35 protein-coding genes are annotated in these 15,858 nt (G+C 67.6%); 28 read left to right on the top strand and 7 right to left on the bottom strand.

Translation table 11 applies throughout. The annotated features are described in order from the left end of the window. Positions 1-7 precede the first annotated feature (7 nt). From ACIQNU_RS04245 to ACIQNU_RS04290, 10 genes are all read left to right on the top strand, one after another. Positions 8-430, top strand: a complete 423-nt coding sequence (locus tag ACIQNU_RS04245; RefSeq protein ID WP_401360697.1) for a hypothetical protein — start codon at positions 8-10, stop codon at positions 428-430. 33 nt (positions 431-463) lie between these two features. Further along, positions 464-625 carry a hypothetical protein gene (locus tag ACIQNU_RS04250; RefSeq protein WP_401360699.1) on the top strand — a complete coding sequence of 54 codons (162 nt, stop codon included), beginning with the start codon at positions 464-466 and terminating at the stop codon, positions 623-625. 86 nt (positions 626-711) lie between these two features. Next, positions 712-1,227: a hypothetical protein gene (locus tag ACIQNU_RS04255; RefSeq protein WP_401360701.1), complete on the top strand. Its 516-nt coding sequence runs from the start codon at positions 712-714 to the stop codon at positions 1,225-1,227. Between the two features lie 16 nt (positions 1,228-1,243). After that, the gene (locus ACIQNU_RS04260) at positions 1,244-1,561 is read left to right on the top strand and encodes a hypothetical protein (RefSeq protein WP_401360703.1); all 318 of its coding nucleotides are present in this window, start codon (positions 1,244-1,246) and stop codon (positions 1,559-1,561) included. A 2-nt stretch (positions 1,562-1,563) separates the two neighbouring features. Next, a complete protein-coding gene (locus tag ACIQNU_RS04265; RefSeq protein ID WP_401360705.1) occupies positions 1,564-1,770 on the top strand; it encodes a hypothetical protein in 207 nt (68 codons plus the stop codon). Positions 1,771-1,772: 2 nt separating this feature from the next. Further along, positions 1,773-1,967 (top strand): hypothetical protein, encoded by a 195-nt coding sequence (locus tag ACIQNU_RS04270; protein ID WP_401360707.1) that lies wholly within the window; start codon positions 1,773-1,775, stop codon positions 1,965-1,967. Positions 1,968-1,969: 2 nt separating this feature from the next. Next, positions 1,970-2,272: a hypothetical protein gene (locus tag ACIQNU_RS04275; protein WP_401360709.1), complete on the top strand. Its 303-nt coding sequence runs from the start codon at positions 1,970-1,972 to the stop codon at positions 2,270-2,272. Positions 2,273-2,315: 43 nt separating this feature from the next. After that, complete coding sequence (locus tag ACIQNU_RS04280) at positions 2,316-2,531, top strand: hypothetical protein (RefSeq protein ID WP_401360711.1); 216 nt, start codon at positions 2,316-2,318, stop codon at positions 2,529-2,531. A gap of 9 nt (positions 2,532-2,540) precedes the next feature. Beyond that, positions 2,541-2,864: a hypothetical protein gene (locus ACIQNU_RS04285; protein WP_401360713.1), complete on the top strand. Its 324-nt coding sequence runs from the start codon at positions 2,541-2,543 to the stop codon at positions 2,862-2,864. A gap of 4 nt (positions 2,865-2,868) precedes the next feature. Then, positions 2,869-3,306 carry a hypothetical protein gene (locus tag ACIQNU_RS04290; RefSeq protein WP_401360715.1) on the top strand — a complete coding sequence of 146 codons (438 nt, stop codon included), beginning with the start codon at positions 2,869-2,871 and terminating at the stop codon, positions 3,304-3,306. A 246-nt stretch (positions 3,307-3,552) separates the two neighbouring features. Here ACIQNU_RS04290 and ACIQNU_RS04295 read toward each other — a convergent pair whose 3' ends face one another. Beyond that, entirely contained in the window at positions 3,553-3,783 is a 231-nt protein-coding gene (locus ACIQNU_RS04295; RefSeq protein ID WP_401360717.1) for a hypothetical protein, read from the bottom strand. Continuing rightward, positions 3,780-4,115 carry a hypothetical protein gene (locus ACIQNU_RS04300; protein ID WP_401360719.1) on the bottom strand — a complete coding sequence of 112 codons (336 nt, stop codon included), beginning with the start codon at positions 4,113-4,115 and terminating at the stop codon, positions 3,780-3,782. Before ACIQNU_RS04300 ends, ACIQNU_RS04295 begins: the two co-directional genes overlap by 4 nt. Before the next feature lie 86 nt (positions 4,116-4,201). On the opposite strand from ACIQNU_RS04300, the gene ACIQNU_RS04305 reads away from it, so the two are divergent. The 14 genes from ACIQNU_RS04305 to ACIQNU_RS04370 all read left to right on the top strand — a co-directional run bounded on the left by ACIQNU_RS04305 (position 4,202) and on the right by ACIQNU_RS04370 (position 8,392). Next, a complete protein-coding gene (locus ACIQNU_RS04305) occupies positions 4,202-4,690 on the top strand; it encodes a hypothetical protein (RefSeq protein ID WP_401360721.1) in 489 nt (162 codons plus the stop codon). Positions 4,691-4,761: 71 nt separating this feature from the next. After that, complete coding sequence (locus ACIQNU_RS04310; RefSeq protein ID WP_401360723.1) at positions 4,762-5,100, top strand: hypothetical protein; 339 nt, start codon at positions 4,762-4,764, stop codon at positions 5,098-5,100. A gap of 9 nt (positions 5,101-5,109) precedes the next feature. Then, a complete protein-coding gene (locus tag ACIQNU_RS04315) occupies positions 5,110-5,271 on the top strand; it encodes a hypothetical protein (RefSeq protein ID WP_401360725.1) in 162 nt (53 codons plus the stop codon). Positions 5,272-5,570: 299 nt separating this feature from the next. After that, positions 5,571-5,720 carry a hypothetical protein gene (locus ACIQNU_RS04320; protein WP_401360726.1) on the top strand — a complete coding sequence of 50 codons (150 nt, stop codon included), beginning with the start codon at positions 5,571-5,573 and terminating at the stop codon, positions 5,718-5,720. Continuing rightward, positions 5,717-5,854: a hypothetical protein gene (locus tag ACIQNU_RS04325; RefSeq protein WP_401360728.1), complete on the top strand. Its 138-nt coding sequence runs from the start codon at positions 5,717-5,719 to the stop codon at positions 5,852-5,854. Before ACIQNU_RS04320 ends, ACIQNU_RS04325 begins: the two co-directional genes overlap by 4 nt. A 254-nt stretch (positions 5,855-6,108) precedes the next feature. After that, positions 6,109-6,270, top strand: coding sequence for a hypothetical protein (locus tag ACIQNU_RS04330; protein ID WP_401360730.1), 162 nt, complete (start codon positions 6,109-6,111; stop codon positions 6,268-6,270). 105 nt (positions 6,271-6,375) lie between these two features. Then, the gene (locus tag ACIQNU_RS04335) at positions 6,376-6,561 is read left to right on the top strand and encodes a hypothetical protein (RefSeq protein WP_401360732.1); all 186 of its coding nucleotides are present in this window, start codon (positions 6,376-6,378) and stop codon (positions 6,559-6,561) included. A 2-nt stretch (positions 6,562-6,563) separates the two neighbouring features. Beyond that, on the top strand, positions 6,564-6,746 hold the full coding sequence (locus ACIQNU_RS04340; protein ID WP_401360734.1) for a hypothetical protein: 183 nt from the start codon (positions 6,564-6,566) through the stop codon (positions 6,744-6,746). After that, a complete protein-coding gene (locus tag ACIQNU_RS04345) occupies positions 6,746-6,910 on the top strand; it encodes a hypothetical protein (RefSeq protein ID WP_401360736.1) in 165 nt (54 codons plus the stop codon). Before ACIQNU_RS04340 ends, ACIQNU_RS04345 begins: the two co-directional genes overlap by 1 nt. Next, on the top strand, positions 6,907-7,215 hold the full coding sequence (locus ACIQNU_RS04350; protein WP_401360738.1) for a hypothetical protein: 309 nt from the start codon (positions 6,907-6,909) through the stop codon (positions 7,213-7,215). Before ACIQNU_RS04345 ends, ACIQNU_RS04350 begins: the two co-directional genes overlap by 4 nt. Beyond that, positions 7,212-7,397, top strand: a complete 186-nt coding sequence (locus ACIQNU_RS04355; RefSeq protein ID WP_401360740.1) for a hypothetical protein — start codon at positions 7,212-7,214, stop codon at positions 7,395-7,397. Before ACIQNU_RS04350 ends, ACIQNU_RS04355 begins: the two co-directional genes overlap by 4 nt. After that, the gene (locus ACIQNU_RS04360; RefSeq protein ID WP_401360742.1) at positions 7,391-7,687 is read left to right on the top strand and encodes a hypothetical protein; all 297 of its coding nucleotides are present in this window, start codon (positions 7,391-7,393) and stop codon (positions 7,685-7,687) included. The genes ACIQNU_RS04355 and ACIQNU_RS04360 overlap by 7 nt, the downstream gene beginning before the upstream one ends. After that, positions 7,684-7,869, top strand: a complete 186-nt coding sequence (locus ACIQNU_RS04365; RefSeq protein WP_401360744.1) for a hypothetical protein — start codon at positions 7,684-7,686, stop codon at positions 7,867-7,869. Before ACIQNU_RS04360 ends, ACIQNU_RS04365 begins: the two co-directional genes overlap by 4 nt. A 136-nt stretch (positions 7,870-8,005) precedes the next feature. Then, a complete protein-coding gene (locus tag ACIQNU_RS04370; protein WP_401360746.1) occupies positions 8,006-8,392 on the top strand; it encodes a hypothetical protein in 387 nt (128 codons plus the stop codon). A gap of 7 nt (positions 8,393-8,399) precedes the next feature. Here the strand turns inward: ACIQNU_RS04370 and ACIQNU_RS04375 are convergent, their stop codons facing one another. From ACIQNU_RS04375 to ACIQNU_RS04395, 5 genes are read right to left on the bottom strand one after another with little or no spacing between them, the layout of a single operon-like run. After that, positions 8,400-10,076 carry a hypothetical protein gene (locus ACIQNU_RS04375; protein WP_401360748.1) on the bottom strand — a complete coding sequence of 559 codons (1,677 nt, stop codon included), beginning with the start codon at positions 10,074-10,076 and terminating at the stop codon, positions 8,400-8,402. A gap of 43 nt (positions 10,077-10,119) precedes the next feature. Then, positions 10,120-10,605, bottom strand: a complete 486-nt coding sequence (locus ACIQNU_RS04380) for a hypothetical protein (protein WP_401360750.1) — start codon at positions 10,603-10,605, stop codon at positions 10,120-10,122. Between the two features lie 14 nt (positions 10,606-10,619). Next, positions 10,620-11,870 (bottom strand): PBSX family phage terminase large subunit, encoded by a 1,251-nt coding sequence (locus tag ACIQNU_RS04385; RefSeq protein ID WP_401360752.1) that lies wholly within the window; start codon positions 11,868-11,870, stop codon positions 10,620-10,622. Between the two features lie 2 nt (positions 11,871-11,872). Beyond that, positions 11,873-12,385, bottom strand: a complete 513-nt coding sequence (locus ACIQNU_RS04390) for a hypothetical protein (RefSeq protein ID WP_401360754.1) — start codon at positions 12,383-12,385, stop codon at positions 11,873-11,875. 32 nt (positions 12,386-12,417) lie between these two features. Continuing rightward, positions 12,418-13,287 carry a hypothetical protein gene (locus tag ACIQNU_RS04395; RefSeq protein ID WP_401360756.1) on the bottom strand — a complete coding sequence of 290 codons (870 nt, stop codon included), beginning with the start codon at positions 13,285-13,287 and terminating at the stop codon, positions 12,418-12,420. 150 nt (positions 13,288-13,437) lie between these two features. On the opposite strand from ACIQNU_RS04395, the gene ACIQNU_RS04400 reads away from it, so the two are divergent. From ACIQNU_RS04400 to ACIQNU_RS04415, 4 genes are read left to right on the top strand one after another with little or no spacing between them, the layout of a single operon-like run. Continuing rightward, on the top strand, positions 13,438-14,223 hold the full coding sequence (locus tag ACIQNU_RS04400; RefSeq protein ID WP_401360758.1) for a hypothetical protein: 786 nt from the start codon (positions 13,438-13,440) through the stop codon (positions 14,221-14,223). A 15-nt stretch (positions 14,224-14,238) separates the two neighbouring features. After that, positions 14,239-15,096 carry a P22 phage major capsid protein family protein gene (locus ACIQNU_RS04405; protein WP_401360760.1) on the top strand — a complete coding sequence of 286 codons (858 nt, stop codon included), beginning with the start codon at positions 14,239-14,241 and terminating at the stop codon, positions 15,094-15,096. Positions 15,097-15,153: 57 nt separating this feature from the next. Next, positions 15,154-15,528 (top strand): hypothetical protein, encoded by a 375-nt coding sequence (locus ACIQNU_RS04410; RefSeq protein WP_401360762.1) that lies wholly within the window; start codon positions 15,154-15,156, stop codon positions 15,526-15,528. After that, complete coding sequence (locus ACIQNU_RS04415; RefSeq protein ID WP_401360764.1) at positions 15,528-15,857, top strand: hypothetical protein; 330 nt, start codon at positions 15,528-15,530, stop codon at positions 15,855-15,857. Before ACIQNU_RS04410 ends, ACIQNU_RS04415 begins: the two co-directional genes overlap by 1 nt. Position 15,858: the final 1 nt, after the last annotated feature.

The raw sequence follows: 15,858 nt of genomic DNA on the forward strand, positions 1-15,858 counted from the left end.
GATCACCATGGCAGGCAAGGTCTGGCCGCCGAACAAGTCGAAGAAGTTCGCTCGTGAAGCCAAGCTTCACGTTCCGTACTACGTCATCCTCAAGGTCGCCCAAAACCTCGCGCCCTACGAGGACTCGCACCTCTACAGCGAGTACGTGTTCACCACCCGGCAGCCGTTCACCGGCATCCCCCTTGACGGCTCCATGGGTGCCGGTCAACTGTGCCTCACCTACGGCCCCGTCTACGAGGACCGGCCGGTGGGGATCCGCAATGTCGCTACCCCCGGCCCGCAGGTCGCAGGCCCCGTCGACGCCTCCAAGATCCATGACCTGGACGCCACCGCGATCCGCCACTTGACGAAGCGGACGAAGGAGGCCGAGGCGGTGCGCCAGGAGGCGGCCGAGAAGGCAGCCCGCCGCAAGTGGAGCCTCTTTAGCTAGCCACTGTCCGCCGCAAACACACGAGGAGACCACATGGGCATCGGCATGATCCGCTACCGCGTTGAAGGACCCGACGGCGAAGTCCTCGACGAATTCAGCACCAACGCACCGGACTTCGCGGGAGAGCGCATCGACCGCATCCGGAAGTACGTGCCGGACCTGACCGTCGCCAAGACGCCCGACGACCGCGAGTAGCCAAGCCGGGGCGCCCCTCCGGCCTGCCAGCACACAGGGGCGCCCCTTCCACCCACCACGCGCATCGCGCAGACAGGCACCCCATCATGCCCACGATCACCCGCACGCCCACAACCCCGGCCCGGACGACGGCACCTGACCTCGACTTGGACGCGCGACTCGCGCTCCGAGAAGCGGCGATGAGCGCCCGCCTCGACCAGGCCGCCGTCGCCTTCGAGGTGAACACTGCCCACATCCCCGGCGCACCAGTCCCGGAGATCACCGGCCCGCTCCGGCTCACCCCAACCTCGCAACCGTGCCCCTACCGGACACCGCTCGCCGCCACCCTCCATCGAGCCCGACACCGCCTTGACCGCGCCGGCTGGTGCACCGGAGCGCGCCGCAGCGAACGTGGCGCCCTGTGCCTCGACGGAGCCATCCGTGCCGAAGCGAGCAGCCGGCACGAAGGTGACGACGCGTGCGTGCTGCTGCTGGAGGCGATCCGCCGTGACTTTCCCCAGGCGGAGACCGTTCCGTCGTGGAACGACGCCCAGCGCGATTCGCGACTGCCTGGCGCGTACCTCGACCGGGCTGCGGCACTCGCCGACGCGCGACTCCTCTAACCCGACAAGGACGACGGTGAAATTCAAACGATCACCCCGGTCGGGCACGCAGGGACACCCGGTGAGCCGAAGATGCCCGGTTCCCGAAGATGACTGGGCGCGCAATGAAGCGATCAACATGGTGATGCAGGCCTACTCCATGGACCGGGCGAGTGCCGCCCCGATGGTCGACGCAGTCATCGCGGCCATCTTCGCCGGAACCGCCAGTGTGGTCAGCGCTGATGCTCACACGATCTACCTGACTGTCACCGAAACGGCGCACGGGCGCGGCGAGTCATGGGCCATCACCGCCCTCCCGAAACTCATCGCCCACCACCCCAACACCGGGAGCTGACCATGCCCAGAATCCTCAATCGCGAGCCCGACCGCGGCGGCCAGGTCTGCGGCTACCAGATCCAGGTCGGCGGCTGGCACAACGACGGTCAGAAGTTCTGCGGCGAACCGAAGGCCGCAGGCCGGTACTTCTGCCAAGAACACCACGACTGGGTGCTCGATGAGTGCGGCGAAATCCGCATGGCCCCCGGCAACGCGATCGGGCGATAGTCGTGGCCAAGACGACGCGCACGGAACCCGACCTGACCGGGCAAATCTGCGGCTACCAGATCGCCTATGGGATGCCCTGGTCCGAGTACTGCGCCGAGCCCAAGGCGCGAGGCAAGTACTTCTGCTCTGAACACGATCTTGCTGTGCTGGAGGAAGACGGACCTGTCCGGCCCTACGGCGCCGCGAGAGGGCAGTGACCGTGGGAATCAGCATTAGTCACGGAGTTCCGTTCACCCGGTCCGCGACCACCATCGCCAATCTCGGCCAGCACCTCGCCCACACCCTCACCGGCAGCGAATGGCAGGAGGCCGCGTATCTCTTCGACGGGCACCTCTACACCCCCATTTCGACCCCGCCTGCCCAGGCGGGTCGTATCGCCGTCCTCCTCATGAAGGCGGCCAGCAGCCGGGCCATGGACCCCGAGTGGGCGCAGCTCGCCGTCCTCCTCGGCGGCGCAGCGAACCGGGCCTCAAAAGCTGACCAGAACTGGGTGTGGGACTGACCACAGTCCACCACCCCCAATCCGAACCCACTCAGGAGACACCGTGCCCGACATCTGGAACGGCAAGATGCTGCCCGATCGCCACCGCACCTTCACTGAGATCCACTACCGGCTGTACGACCGCAGCACCGGCAAGCTGCTCAGTTTCAACTCGACGAACAGCATCGACAGCCTCGTCACCGACGTCCTCCGCACCCAACGCGAGAACCCGACCGCCCGCATCTACGCCGTCGAGTACGACGGCCCCGCCTACCAGTAGGAGAGCGTCATGCCCACCGCCACACTCACCGACGCCGATGTTGTCCGGCGCTACGCCGCCGAGATCGCCTACGTTGCCGAGGCGCCCGCACCCGCCACCGACCTCGAAAGCTTCATCGATCAACTCGACACAGCAGTCCGGAACTTCGCCATGGCCCAAATGCAAGGGCATGAGGACCTGGAGACCGCGTTGACGCTCCTCGCCGAGGCTCGCGACTCCGACGCCCCCGAGCGGCCCGTGTTCCTCAAGCGCGCCGACGAACTTCTCACACCCGTCTGGGACATGGCCGACGAGTACCGGCTCATGGTCGACGACGGCGACGAGGAGGGCTGACCTCGTGACATCCCAGACGCCCATGTCGGTCGAGCAGGTTTTCGACGGCTACGACTTCCGTACCAACGAGGGTCCTGAGAGCACCGACTACTTCTTCAACGGGCACCTCGCCGCTGTACAGATCGCTGACCTGTATTACGCGATCTACCCGGAGCACCGTGCCGAGTACCCCTACGTTGTCGATGCCGACAGCATCCGGCAGACCTGGCAGCAGTTCACCGCCCACGCCGACAACTGCTACCTCGTCACAGGCGATGATGAAGAACCCGGTCCCCTCGACTTCGACGAGTTCTTCATCCTGTGCACCTGCGAGTCCTCCGCGAACGAGGACCTGGGCACCGGCTACGAGCACCGGCACGTGCACGCCTCACAGGAGGGGCAGCCTGGCGCCATCCCAGTCACGTGGGTGTCCATCCCCAGGGGACGTCAGAAGGCCGCCTGATCAGCCAGGCACGTCAAAGCCCCGACCATCGTCGGCCGGGGCCTTTGTGTCGGGTAGGGCGCGGGCCATCCACCGTCCGTCGGACACCATGCGTGGTCGCATCGTCGGCTGCATGCCGAGAGCGAGGAGCACCTTCAGGCCCTCCGCGCATTCCCGCTCCGTGTCGGCCTGCACCGCGAACCGTAGACCCATCCCTGGAGTCTGCCCGGCCGGATGGGGATAGGGGGCGGGAATGCGGGATCGGCCCTACTTCTTACGGCGGTTGCGGTAGCTGAGCCAGATACGGGCGACGACCAGGCCCACGATCACCACGGCGGCGGTGATCCGTACCCATGGCGGGAGGCTGCCCGAGTCGGGAAGGAACACTGCGCCCGTGTCGCTGCTCACGGCTTCCATCGCCTCGTCGGCCGCCTCCCGCGCGATCCGCTCGTCCTTGTCGAACTGGGCTCGAAACCAGTCCGGCAGGTTGTCGGTCATGACGGATCCTCGGGTTCGGGGTCGGAGGTCTGATTGGCGCGTTCGGTGTCGATCCGGTCGGCGATCTTCCTCGCCCACTCTCGGCTGTAGGGCGTGTGCTTGGCGATGGTCATAAGCGGGACGCCAGCCCCTCGGGCGTCAGCGATCAGTTCGTCCAGCGTGGCCCTGGCCTTCTCGTGAGCGGTGGTCGCTCGGTCGAGCTTGCGAAGCCAGGCGGCTTCGGTTTGCGGGTCTGGGCGCGGCGTCATGACCCAGATGATCTCACGTGCGGCTGCCAAGTCGGTAGGCAGCGCTGCGCCAACTGAGTGGGCATCGTTTCGGGGGTTCATCATGCCAACTATGTTGCACTACGGGTGGCGACTGTGTCACTATCGAAACGCCAAGAAAGTTGGCAGTCTCAATAAGGGGAGAGAGTCACATGCAGACCTTTGAACTCGCCGCCACCGTCGTCGCCGGAACGGCCCTCGTCCTCGCGCCGATCGACCTGCACCCCGTCCGGCCCACCGAGCCCCTCCCCGTCGACGCCCAGTACGCCATCGCTCGCATCGAGCACAAGCTCGCCGCCCCCGACCGCGAGAAGGTCGCCGCTGTCCGCCAGGCGCTGGGCTTCCGGTACGGATGGACCCCCGCCCCCCATTTGGGCGAAACCCCCACCTACATCACCGCCTGGACCCAGCACGAACTCAACGACATGTACGAGCAGGTCGGCGGCATCGTCACCACCCGCATCGTCGAGCGCTCCCCCTACGGCTGCGACACCACCTGGAAGGCCACCGAGATCACGCTCACCGTCGACGTCCCCGGCGTCGGCTACGTCGAGATCGTCACCGACTGGGACGAGGACAGTGGTGGCCGCGACCTGCCGATCATGCAGGTCATCCCCGACGCGATCCTCATCGCCAACTGACCCACCCAGGGTCCGGCCGCCACTGGCCGGGCCCGCCGATCCACCGCACAACCGCACCCAGGGGGACCCGCATGATCCGCTCGAACCGCACCCGCCGCGCCACACTGAAGGCCCGCTCGCTGACCAACCGCGCGCAGGCCCGTATCCGTCGTACCGGCGTCGGCACCCTCGCCAGCCACTGCCTCGCCACCGGACTCTCCCCGCGCGACGCCCGCACCGTCGCCGGAAGCCTCCGCAACAACGCGGTCAAGGCCGGCGTCGCCGGAATTCCCGGGGTCGCCTACCGCAAGGGCCGCGCCCGCCCCTGCCTGCGGTACACCGCCGCGCAGGTCGGCCGGATCGCGGTCATCTACCGGCCCCGCCGCGACCTATTCAAGACCGCCGCGGCACGACTCGCCCTCGCCGCTTAGGAGCCCGCCATGGCCGACGCCCCCGAAAACCAGGATCCTGGCCCCGCCCGCCGCGAAGCGGCGCGCAGCCTCCGCCCTGTCATCGAGCACGCCCTCACCGCCTACGGCTACAGCCCGGAAACCGCCCGCACACTGGTCGACCGGGTCATCACCGAGGGGAGGGCCGAGTGATGCCGATCCACCTTCGCGCACCCGCTCACCCCAACGGCGGCCCAGACGGGCAGGGGTGGAACCGGATCTCAGTCGGCTCCCTCGCCGGTGACCAGTGCGCGCTCCGGCCCCGGGACTACAGCCACCTGCGTGAGTCTCACGCGGACACTCGGCGCGCCGGATACGGCGGATATGGCCCGTGTATTGCCGAGGGCCAGTGCGACGGTTGCCCGATCTTCCAGGCCGCCCCATTGGAGCTGGGGTCGTTCGATGACCGCGTCCTCGTCCGCATTCATCCGACAGACGGCCGCCCGTACCTGATGAACCGACCGGAGGACGGCTGGGCCTCTCTGGCGCGCCGGTGGACGTGGCAGGACCTTTCCCGGCTCAACGGCTGGACCGTCGGCCGCGCGCACCGTGACGGGCACTCGGACGGCTTCTGGCTTGAGCGGGCGGAGACCTATCTGTGATCGCCTCGCTGCGTCTGCCGGTCCCGGTTCCGGACGGCATCGCCCTCCGTACCGCTCGCCAACTCCCGCCGCGCGTACAGCAGGCGGCGGGGGAGGCGGCGGAGGCTGGCCGGCTGCTCGCCGCCCGCCGTTGACTCATCCCAAACCGGCTCAACCGCAGCGGGCCGCTGCGCGGACCGCGCGGCCGGTCGAGCCCTACGACGAGGAGCGTGGTGATGCGCAAAGTTTCCGTTCTCAAGGCCCACAGGGGCACGGGCGACAAGTGCCTTGCGACCACAACTCAAGACGGCAACGCCCTTGTGTGCTGGAAGAGCCCGGAACACGCCGACAGCACCGACCCCAAGCGTCGGAAGCGCTACGACCCGTCAGCCGACGAAACCTGGACCCGATGACCACCCCGCCGGCACCCGCCCCGGACCCCGATGTGCCCACGCCGCTGACCGAGCCTCGCGTGCACGACTGGGACGACGACCCTCACACCTGCGCACGAGCCGATGACCGCTACTGGGACGACCTGTACAACCGAGACGAGGACCGACATGCCCGCTAAGTTCCTTGCCGCCCACTGCACGATCAACTGGCACGGTGTCGACGACACCACCCCGCCCGGCCACAGCATCGCAATCGGCACCGACACCCTCGGCACCGCCTACCTGTGGCTGTTCAGGGCGACCAGCCTACGGATGAGGCGTTCGTCGGGGCCATCAGCATCCCCGACAAGCCCGAGCGCACCCCCGACGCCTACGGCAGCGGCGGCGGCTTTGTCGGACTCGCACCCGACACGGCAGCCGCCTTGGTCAAGCTTGCCGACCGCGCGGCCAACCGAGATGAGGAGAGCTGACCATGACCAACTACCCTTACCTGCCCGCCGACTGCCGCAAGGGCCACTGCGACCACGAAGCCAGCCGCTGCATGCGCTACCGCTCCCGCCGCTGCCTGTCCGGCGAGTGCACCCACGCCCGCCAGCACCTTCTCTGCGCCGTGAACTACCCGACCGGCGGCGAGAACAGCGACCAGACCATCTGATGGCCGCCCCGAATCCGATGAGCTGCCGCTGGTGCGGCATCGACCAGCGGCCCCACGCCCAGCAGTGGAAGAAGCCCGTCGGCTGGCACAAGTGGGAGCAGCCCACACAGCAGCAGATCAAAGACCGCATGCACGCCCGACGAACCGAAAGGACACGCTCATGACGCACGGCTACGACCCCGAGGACCCCGAAGCCGCCGAACGCGAACGAGACATCCAGCGGGACACGCACATTGCCGCCCGCACCGACAACCCTGGCGCCACGGAGCCCGAATCCGAGCGGCCGAACCGATCCGGCTTCCACTACGCCCCCGGAGACGACCCCTACATCGAATCCCCGGACGCCGGAGACGACTCCGCCTGCAACTGTGGCGGCGCGTGGCACGCCCGCAAGCAGCACTGCGTCGACTGGCCCTGCCCCGGCTGCAACCGCATCTGCCCGCCCGAGCCCGGGACGGAGGTCGGATGACCTCCACCGACCCCATGACGCAAGAGGAGTTCGAAGCGCGCGATCGTCGCCTCGCAGCCGACGTCGACGCCGCCTACCAAGCTTTCAACCGAGCCCGCGACCTCTGGGACAGCCTCAGCCAGGAGCGGCGCGAACTCCGCCACCAGTGGCGGCAGCAACACAACAAGGACGGCGAATGGTGACCCGCCCCCTGTCGGCTCGCCGTGCCCGCGCCATCCTCGACGACGCCGAGCTGGTGAAAGCCCCCGACTGGCCGAACACCCGCCACTGGCACGTCATCTCCGGCGGTCAGATCCTCGTGGTCATCGAACCGCCCTACGGCGGCACCAGCCGGACTGGCCGCAACGGGTGGAACTGGTGGCTCGCCGACGGGCCCTGCACCCGCCACCGACCCGAACCCACCCGAGAGAAAGCCGCCGTTGCCGGGCTCGCAGCCTGGATGCGGTGGACCACCAGCAAGGAGCAGCCATGACCAACCTGCACATCCCCGCCGACGACCTCCGCATCGGCGACATCATCATCCACGACGACGGCGAAACCACGGTGCGTGAACTCGACCGCACCCCATCGGGCACGATCGTCACCAACCCGGGCAGCACCGACCAGATCACCGGATACCTGTGGCAGCACGTCAAAGTCCGCAGAGCCGAATGACCGCCCCACCCCGAGGGCCTGCTCCCGCCGACGGAGCAGGCCCTCACGCATGGCCCCTTGCCGCTCCACACGGAGAGCGCCCGCCGCTAGACTCCCCGACATTGCGTCCACCATCTGCTGGCGGCAGGGGGAAACGATGAGCGCCACGTACAACACGATGTCGGGTTCGGACTGGATCGGCGAGAGTCGGCACGCCTTCTGCGTTCATGCGGCCCTCGATTTCGAAGCCAAGAGCCGCGAGGCCCTTGAACGTGGTGACGCGGCGGCAGCTGAGCGCTACAAGTCGTGGGGGCAAGGCTTCCTTTTTGAAACGGAAACCCTCCTCACCGGGCAACCGAAGAAGGTCGTTTCCGACGATGAGGCGGTTCAACGGCGGGCTGCGGACGACGAAGCCAAACAGGCCGAACAGGACGCTGAGCACCTCGCCGCACTGAAAAGGAGGCTCGGCATCACACCGCGCACCAATGCATCCGCGTACCACCCCTACCGTGGCGGACTGCCCACTCTCGGCAAGGACCGCTGACCAGCGATCACACCGTCTGCCCGAGGTCGACAGGCTGACCGTCGATTCCTTCGCCCGCGCCCGGCTGCGCATCGTCGGCTACTGATCCCGGGAGGGCCGCATCGATCACGGCCGGATCCGTCGTGCTGAACGGGTCCCCGGCGGGGACCGCATCCGCCTTGTCTGCGCGGATCCGCTGTACCTCCTCCACGACCTCCTCCTCATCCCACTCCGGATGCAGCCCCCGCACCTTCATGAACGCGGAAATGGCGCCCGCCGAATCGAGTAGCGACAGGGTTCGTGCCTGGGCCTCCGGATCCGGCTGCACCGCAGCGGGCCACGACGCCGTCAACTCCGCCGCCGGGTCGATGCCCTTGGCGCCGCAGTGCACCGCATCCACCCACAGCATCGTCGACAGCACCTCCAGCAGCGCGGGCCGCTGGTAGAGCAGCTTGAGGCCCCGCGTCGTCAACGACTCCTCCTTACGGGCCGCGACCTCCGTCGCTGTCACCGCCACCGTCCCCTCCTCACCGAAACTCTGCGCGGAGTAGCCGGCCGAGGACAGGATCTGGCGGCGCAGGGCCTTGGCGGTCCGCTCGTGATCGTCCACGCGGATAGCGAACTGCACCATGGTGATCGAGTCCTTGGCGCCGCCCTCATCCAACATGTTCAGCGCGACCCGAACCTCCTGCTCCAAATCGAATGAACCACCCTTGCCGGCGCCCTCGGTCTCCAACATCGACTGAGGCAACAGCAGACGGGCCTTGCCGAGCCGCAGATCACGCATCCAGCTCGACCAGGACTCGTCCAGTGCGTCCATCAACGGCTCGACCCCGGCATAGTCGGAGCGGCCCAGTGGTGCCGTGTCCGGGATGCCGTCCCATAGTCGGTTGGGCAGGACGTTCGGCAGATGCGTGATCAGCAGGCGGTTGATCTGCGTCGCCTGACGGCCGTGCTCGTCTGTCCGCCCAGTCAGGAACTCCGCTTCGGGATGGTCAGCGAAGTCCATCCGTATCCCGAGGACCCCCACCCCGCCCTTGTACACGCCGTACTCGATCGTCCCGGGCGTGTGGTACTCCAGCAGCCGCCATACCTCCGACGCCTCCTCCAACGGCGCCAGCTCCCGCCACGCTGTCGCCGCGGCGAGAACACCCCATTGCCACTCCGGGACCACCGCATCCGCCGGAATCACATCCAGCCACGGCCGCGGACGCAGCGACGTATCCCACACCACCCGAAGGTACGCGTTCGACAGGCCCGCAGTCAGTTCCGCAGCCTCCCGCAACTTCGCGTGCCCGCGGTCATCCAGATAGCGGCCGATCTGCGCGGTCGTCGCCTTCGCCGCATCCGCATCCGTCGAGTCCACGTCGACCGTCACCTGCGGCACCTCAGCCCACAGCAAGTTCGCCGACATCTCCGCGATGTCCCCCGCGATCGGCACGTGGAGCTTGGCGGCCTGCTGGCCCGGCGTCGGCGCCTGACCCCAAAACATGCGCAACTCATCGCCGCCCACCGTCCGCCGCTTATCCACCTCGAAGAACTGGCGGGCGACCCCGTTGCGGGTATAGCTCGATGGCCCGCCATACACCGCGGCCAGGTGCGTCGTATCGCCGGCGTACCAGGCGCGCCACATGTCCATGTCGGCGTGTGGGATCTCCAACTGCGGCGGCGGCCACGGCGTATTACCAGACGGGGGCAGCGGCATGGCGTGGCTCCTTGTCAGTGTCTCTGGTGAGGGCGGGGGCTGGCTATGCGCCGCGTCCGAGCCGCGAGAAGGTGCTCTCCGGGGGAGGCGCTGGGCGGTCGCTGTTCGGGCCGTTTAGCCGGTCTCGGATCCACTGGGCGTCGGACTCGGCGACGTGCGCACCGCCGGAGCGGGCCACGATCAGATGGGTCGGCTGGCCGTCGCCGTCGCGGTCGACCGCGACGTACACGCCCCACGGCTGGGTGCCGGAGTCTGCGGGGGTGTGGCCGTCGGGGCAGTGCTCGCAGTCTCCGGGCGCGGCGGGCTCGGGGTCGTCCCAGACGATGACGGTGTGGCCGCCGTGTCCGTGGACGTGCTCGGCGTCGGCGATGCCGCCGTCCCAGAACACGATGCTGGGGTGTTCGCCGGTCCAGCGGACGGAGGCGGTGCCGTCAGGCCAGAGGATTCCGTCGGCGACGCGGCCGGTGCCGGACACGCCGGTGATGTCGGTGGTGCGCTGGAGGCGGAAACGGCGAGGGTAGTCGGTCATGACGGTTCTCTCTTTCAGGCGGCCAGGGCGAGCCTGTGTCGCCACAGGGTTCGGGTCGTAAATAGGGCATAACGGAGGGCGTCGACGCCGTGATCAGCTACCTTGATGGGTCGTTCCTCGCCTCGGAGGGCTGCCTGGTCGTCCCAGGAGTAGCCGCCGATCTCCGTGATCAAGTCCTTGCAGGACTCGTGAACGAGAAGCTGATTTGAGGCTAGGAGTGAGCTGACCGTCCTGATGCCGTCCATGACGTCGTTCTTCGCCGGCGTTGGCCGCAGTTTGTCCCGCTGTAGCTGTGTGGAGAACGATGCGGCGGACGGGTCGACGGTGATGAACTGCGGGCGCACCGGGCCGATCTGCGGCACCTCGCCCAGCCACGCCTTGAGGCGCTGCGAGTACTCCGCGTCGGTCAACTGGCGGCGCTTCTGCCGCGAGTCGTAGCGCCACTCCGCCGCCGCGTACAGCTTGCGGTCCACGCCGAGGCCGATGAGCACAGCGTGGAACGGGTTCTTTGTTCCGTAGTCCACGCCGAGGCTGATCCACCGGTGAATACCGGCCTTGGGCAAGCTGCTGACGATGTGGCGTTCCCGGTCCCACGAATCGTAGATCGCACCCTCGGCTGCGACCCACTCTCCCAAAATGAAACGACGGAAAAACAAGCCCTCATGCATGGCCTTGATGTCGCGGACATAGTCAGGGTCCAGGAACGGGTTGTCATCGATCGTGAAACTGAACCGTCTGAGCGGCTTGACGCCTTCCTGGGAAAGCCAGTCCCGCATGAACCAGTGCGCCGGATTATCAGGGTTGGTCGTGCAGAACAGTTGGGCGCCCTTCACGGACATGCGGCCGAGGAGCTGTTCGAAGAAGACTTGCGGTACGAGGGTGACCTCGTCGACGTAGGCGCCACACAGGGTCATGCCTCGAATTTTCGGTTCCGCTTTGGCGTCGTTCGCGCCGATGACGTGCACCGTCCGGCCGAGGATGGTGGCCGTCGGAGCGCCCTGCGTGTAGTGGATCAGCTTGGTGATATCCCCGAACAGCGCCGGATCCTGGAGCGGCAAAAACAGGTTACGGTGCGCGGTCTGACTGGTCTTCGCGATGACGACCAACTCGCCCGTGGTCGGCGCATTCGCAATAAAGATCAGCCACTTCAGCAATGAGGCGATGGTCTTCCCGGACCGGATCGCGCCTTCCCAGCAGGAAATCTTCGTGGTCGACTCGGCGACAGACCTGATCTGCTTACGGGAAAGAGGCAGCGAATCCAGCACGTCTACGCCTTGTCGCCCTCAGCCTGAGCATCGCGCTCATCCTCCGCGCGCGCGAACGCCGACAGCGCCTCACCCAAACCACTCAGCATGCTCTTCGCCGCCTCCACGCCCGACGATTCCTCATTCGGCGCCAGCTTCAACGATCTGTCGATTGCCATACCCGCAGTGCCCATCAGGGCCCGCTTATCGGCAGCGGGGGCTTCGTTGAAGGTGTGCTCGTTGTACTCGTTGTCCTTGCCTCCGAATGCGTACACGGTGGTCGGTTCCCACATCTGTGCGCGGAGCTTCTCGGCGTCGCCGATGAGGTCTTCGGCCAGGAGCGACCTGCGTTCGGCGAGGTCGACGAGCCGCGCCTCCGTCGCTGCGGCGATCTTTGAGCGGTCGAATTCGAGGCCTAGGTGTGCGGCGGTACGAGACACGACTGAGTTGGTGATACCCATCTCGCGACTGATCTGGTTGCGCCCCTTGCCCTGCGCGTGGAGTTCGCGAAGCTCGTCCCAGCGGGCTTGCGCCATCAGGCTGTGGTGAGACGGTTTGGTAACCCTTCTCATGCCGTCCTCCGGATGGCGTGGGCGCGTTGGCGCAGCAGGGTGGGCAGGGGCGGGCCGTCGAGTGGCCAGGTCGGCGACCAGGGGATGAGGACGCAGCGGCAGCGGGGGTGCCGTGGAGGGCCGGTGATCGCGGTGAGGAACACGGTGCGCGGTGGGTCGGTGGACAGGCCGCCTTGGAACTTGCCGCCGGGTCGGATGCTGCGGCCGGCGTAGGCGGCGCAGGCGGGGCATGCGTCTGGTTCGGGGACCCAGAGGAGGCGGACTCCGGTGCCGAGTGCGCGGGCGGCGAGGTTGGCGCCGTGTGCGTGGGCGGTGGTGATGGTGACGGCGATGGCTGCCGTGATCCTGCCGATGGCCCGCCGGGCTCTGGCGAATACGGAGTTGAGTCCGGCCAGGCCCATTGCGGTCAGGCTCGCGGTGGTGAGCAGGGCGAGGGCGCGGTTGTGCTCTTCCTGGACGGCGGCGGGGATGGCTTCGGCGGCGGCTTGCGCATCGTCTCCGGGTGCGGCGTTGACGGGTGGGGTGGGTGTGCCGCGCATGGTGGCGGCGAGTTGTGACGCCTGCCGGGCCCCTGCATGCGCTGCCGTGAATCCGGCTCGTTCTGCCGCGCGTTGGGCTTGCCTGCCCTTGTCGGCGAATGCGGCGTTGAGGAGCCGGGTCACGTAGGCGGCGAACTCGGCGAGTAGTTCCGGGACGTTGACGGTGGTGGTTTCGCGGATCCAGCGGGCGGTGGCCGCGGAGTGGGCGGCGGTGAGGGCTTGGGCGAGCGGTTGTGTGGCGCCGGGGATGGTGCGCTGTTCGAGGGCGCGGATAGCCGCCGGGTGGGCCTGCGCCGTGTCGGCGACCTGGGTTGAGCTGGCTACCACGACACCCTCTTTCATCTTTGATTCCAAGGTTAGCTTGCATTCCCACCTTTGATTGTGCAGCATTGAGGCGGGTTCAGGGTTAACATCGGGGCCAACGCGTAGCGATCAAGGCATCGCCGACCCGCGCAGGCCGCCCAAGGAGGCACCGAGATGACGACCCCCGCCCCCGCAACACCCCCCGCCGACAACCCGGCGCAGGACCCGAGCACCCCGCCCGCAACCCCGGCCCCCGCACCGACTCCGCCAGAGCCGGCCGCACCCGCCACACGCTCCGAACCGGTCACCGACCCGAAGCCCAGCGAACCCAAGGCCAAGGCGCCCAAGTTCGAAGGCGACTTCGACCCCGAGCGCGCAATGAAGGCGATCGAGAACCTCCGCACCGAGGTCGACGATCAGAAGAAGAAGCGCGCCGAGGACAAGCAGAAGGCTGCCGACGAGCAGGCCGACTTCATGAAGAAGCTGGCCGGACTCTTCGGCGTCCAGACCGACGAGGACAAGCCGCCCACACCCGAACAGCTCGCCCAACAACTGGCCGAGGAGCAGAACCGGACCAAGGCGTCCGACGATCGCGCCCGCCAGCGAGAGGTCGAACTCGCCGTCTACAAGACGGCCGGAACACACGGCGGAGACCCCGACGCCCTGCTCGACTCACGTGCTTTCGCCAACGCCATCGCGAAGCTCGACCCGTCCGCGGCCGACTTCGACGAGCAGGTCGGCAAGGCCGTGAAGACGGCGGTGGAGTCCAACGCGAAGCTCGCGGCCAAGGCGCCGCAGCAGAAGCCGGAGCCCACCCCTGCGGGTGGAGCACCGATGGACGGGGCACCGGGCAGCAAGCGGCAGTTGGGCGACGCGGACCGGAAGCGGATGACACCCCAAGAGATCGCCAAAGCCGTCAAGGACGGGCGCTTCGCCGCCTACCTGGGGGGCGGAGGCTGACCATAGGAGCCTCCCTTGTCCGTCGCCAACTTCAAGCCCCAGATCTGGAGCGCACTCCTCCTCGACGCGCTCCGGAACGCCCTCGTCTACGCCCAGCCGCAGCTCGTCAACAGCGACTACGAGGGCGAGATCGCCAACTTCGGCCAGTCGGTGCGCATCACCACCGTCGGTGACCCGACGGTCAGCGACTACGACCCCGACAGCACCCTCAACTACGAGAAGATCGAGACCGCCGGGATCGACCTGATCATCGACCGGCAGAAGTTCTTCGCGTTCAAGCTCGACGACGTCGACAAGGCCCAGGTTCGGGTCAACCCGATGACCAGGGTGGCCCAGAACTCCGCGTACAAGCTGCGCGACGCCGCCGACAGCTACGTGGCGAACCTCTACACCGGCGCCGCCGCGAGCAACACGGTCGGCTCCACGGGCGCGCCGATCAACACGTTCACCACGCCGACGGACGCCTACAACAAGGTCCTCATCCCCCTCCGCACCCGGCTGAACCGAGCCAACGTGCCCACCGAGGGCCGGTACTGCGTCATCACCCCGGAGCTGGAAGCCAGCCTCCTCCAGGACGACCGGTTCGTCCGCGCCGACGCCTCCGGCACCACGGACGGTCTCCGCAACGGGTACATCGGCCGCGCCGCCGGCATGGACATCCTGATGTCGAATAACGCCCCGAACCCTTCCAGCGACACGCAGGTCATCCAGGCCGGTTACCCGGGTGCGATCACCTATGCGGACCAGATTCTGGAGACCGAGGCGCTGCGCCTGGAGGGGTCGTTCTCGGACGCGATCCGTGGTCTGCACGTGTACGGGGCGAAGCTCGCGCGCCCGACCGGTATCGCCGTGGCGTTCATCGACCCGGCGTGACCATCCCCGCGCGTGATCCTCGTCGTCGCCTCCGATCCTGACCCCGGGAGTCCTCCCATGCCTCGCACCGCAGTCCCGTACACCCCGTTCCTCCCGAACAGTGCTCTCGCCGACCCGGCAGGGACCACCATCGACGCGACCCTCGTCACGAACGGGGTCGTCATCAACAACGCCGATCCCGAGCACACCCTGATCCGCGTCACCAACTCCTCGGGCGCTACCCGAGTCGTCACGGTCAAGGCGGGCACCGGTACGCCGGCCCTGTCGGCTGGCCAGGGCGATCTCGCGGCGAGCATCCCGACGACCGCCACGGCATGGTTCCCGCCGCTCACCAGCGGACGGTTCCAGCAGAAGGGCACTCAGCTCTTCGTCGACTTCGCCACCGGTACCACAGGCAGCATCACGGTCTTCAAGATTCCGAGGGCCCTCTGATGGCACGCATCTATCAGGGTGCGGGTGGTATGCGGCTGCTGCTGGATGAGCCGCTATCCGACGAGATGGCCAAGCAGGTCGCCCGAGGCCACCTCGTGCCCGTCGTCGATGAGGTGCTTGAGGCGGAGCCCTACCCCTCCTCGACGCCGACGCCGGCCGACCCCGATGCTCCGGTGGAGAAGCCGACCGCGAACAGCAGGGTCGACGACTGGCGGGCCTACGCGGTGTCCCTCGGCATGCCCGAGGAGGATGCGGCCGGGGCGACGAAGAAGGACTGCCAGGAGTACGTCCAGGTTGTCGAGGACGCCAACGACGGGCCGCAGGTGTAAC

The sequence above is a fragment of the Streptomyces sp. NPDC091292 genome (assembly GCF_044757265.1).
Taxonomy (GTDB): domain Bacteria; phylum Actinomycetota; class Actinomycetes; order Streptomycetales; family Streptomycetaceae; genus Streptomyces.